This is a genomic window from Streptomyces tremellae, from assembly GCF_039540215.1.
GTDB lineage: Bacteria > Actinomycetota > Actinomycetes > Streptomycetales > Streptomycetaceae > Streptomyces > Streptomyces tremellae.
On record NZ_BAABEP010000139.1, the window covers coordinates 1 to 2,412 of the forward strand.

1 protein-coding gene is annotated in these 2,412 nt (G+C 72.8%); it reads left to right on the forward strand.

All coding sequences use genetic code 11. From position 1 onward, the window contains the following. Positions 1–2,412: non-ribosomal peptide synthetase (locus ABEA77_RS33675; protein WP_345655947.1), on the forward strand; the 2,412-nt coding region annotated here is incomplete at both ends.

The following is a 2,412-nucleotide window of genomic DNA, read 5'->3' on the forward strand; positions in this document are numbered from 1 at the left end:
GAGGGCGTGACGATGTTCATGGTGTGGCAGGCCGCCCTGGCGGTGCTGCTGTCCAGGCTGGGCGCGGGCAAGGACATCCCGATCGGCAGCGCGATCGCGGGAAGGACCGACCAAGTGGCGGAGGACCTGGTCGGCTTGTTCACGAACATGCTGGTGGTGCGGACCGACCTGTCGGGTGATCCGACCTTCGCCGAGGTGCTCGGGCGGGTGCGGCAGGCGGCGCTGGGCGCGCTGGAGCACCAGGACGTGCCGTTCGAGCGGCTGGTGGAGGAGCTGGCTCCGGCCCGCTCCATGGCCAGGCACCCGCTGTTCCAGGTCACCATGACGGTGCAGAACGTCCCCGAGGCGAGGATCGACCTGCCGGGCCTGGACGCCGAAGTCCGCATGAGCGAGACCACGATGGCCAAGCTCGACCTCGACTTCCAGGTCGTCGAACGCTTCGACGGCCACGGCAGGCCCGACGGACTGCTCGGCGGACTCACGTACGCCACCGACCTGTTCGACGAGGCCACGGCCCAGACGCTGGTCACCCGGCTGGTCCGCGTCCTGAAGGCTGTCGCCGCCGACCCTGCCCGCCCCGTGAGCCGGCTCGACCTGCTGGACCCCGCGGAACGGCAGCGGTTGCTCACGGAGTGGAACGGCGACCGCCGCCCGGCCACCCGCACGGTGCCGGCGCTGTTCACCGCGCAGGCGGCCCGCGCCCCGCATGCCGTAGCCCTGGCCTTCGGCGGGGAGCGGGTGACCTACGGCGAACTGGAGGCCAGGTCCAACCGCCTCGCCCGCCATCTGTCCGACCGTGGTGTGACCACCGAGTCCCTCGTCGGGGTGGTCATGGACCGCTCGGCCGACCTGGTGACCGCTCTGCTTGCCGTGGTGAAGGCGGGTGGCGCCTACGTGCCCGTGGATCCCGGCCAGCCGGCGCAGCGCATCGGGCGAGTGCTGCGGCAGGCCGGCGTGGACGTGTGCCTGGCCGACCGGGCGTACGCGCAGGCCGTGGAGGAGCACGTGCGCACGGTGGTCGTGGCCGACGAGGACCCGGCGGGGGCCGCCTGGGCCGGTGCGCCGGACTCGGCGGTGGCGGTGCGGGTCATGCCCGACCAGCTGGCCTACGTGATGTTCACCTCCGGGTCGACGGGTGAACCCAAGGGCATCGCGACCACCCACCGGGACGTGGTGGAACTGGCCGGTGACCGCTGCTGGGACTTCCCCGGACAGGCCAGGGGCCTGTTCTCCGCACCGCACACCTTCGACGGCTCCACCCTCGAACTGTGGGTGCGGCTGCTGACGGGCGGCCAGGTGGTCCTCGCTCCCCGCGGCCGCGTCGGCGCGGCGCAGCTCAGGTCGCTGACCGGAGAGTACGGACTGACCCACGCCCAGCTGACCGCGGGCCTCTTCCGGGTGATCGCCGAGGAGGACCCCACGGCCTTCGCAGGACTGCACGAGGTGTTCACCGGTGCCGACGTGGTGCCCGCCGCGGCAGTACGGCGCGTGCTCCAGGCGGTGCCCGGCATCACGGTCCGCAACACGTACGGTCCGACCGAGGTCACCGTCATCGGCACCCAGATCCCGCTCCAGGACCCGCAGGCCGTCGGGGACGTCGTACCGGTCGGGTATCCGCTGGACGACACCCGGATGTACGTGCTCGACGAGTATCTCGGCCCCGTCCCCGCGGGAGTGGCCGGTGAGCTGTACATCGCCGGCGCGGGTCTTGCCAGGGGGTACCTGCACCGCCCTGGGCTGACCGCCGAGCGGTTCGTGGCGTGCCCGTTCGAGGAGGCCGGTGCGCGGATGTACCGCACCGGGGACGTGGTGCGCTGGAACCGCGCCGGTCAGCTGGAGTTCCTGAGCCGGGCGGACGACCAGGTGAAGATCCGCGGCTTCCGTGTCGAGCCGGGCGAGGTCGAGGCAGTGCTCGCCGCGCACGGCCAGGTGGCCCAGGCGGTCGTCGTGCCCCGCGAGGACACCCCGGGCGACAAGTACCTCGCTGCCTACGTCGTCCTGGCCCACCACGCGGCGGACCCGGGATTCGCCGCGACGGCACGGGACTTCGTGGCGAGCCGGCTGCCCGAGTACATGGTGCCGCCCGCGGTGCTGGTGCTCGACGAACTGCCGCTGACGGCGAACGGCAAGGTCGACCGCGCCGCGCTGCCCGCCCCGCTCCACGCGTCCGGCGCCGGGCCGGGCAGGCGGCCCGCCACCGTGTACGAGGAGCTGCTGTGCACGATATTCGCCCAGGTGCTCGACCGGCCCGGGGTCACCGTGGAGGACGACTTCTTCGCGCTGGGCGGGCACTCCCTGCTGGCCGTGCGGCTGGTCAGCCGGGTCCGAGCGGTCCTGGGCATCGACATTCCGGTCACCGCGGTGTTCGAGGCGCCGACGGTGGCGGGTCTTGCGGGGCGGTTGGGGGGTGCG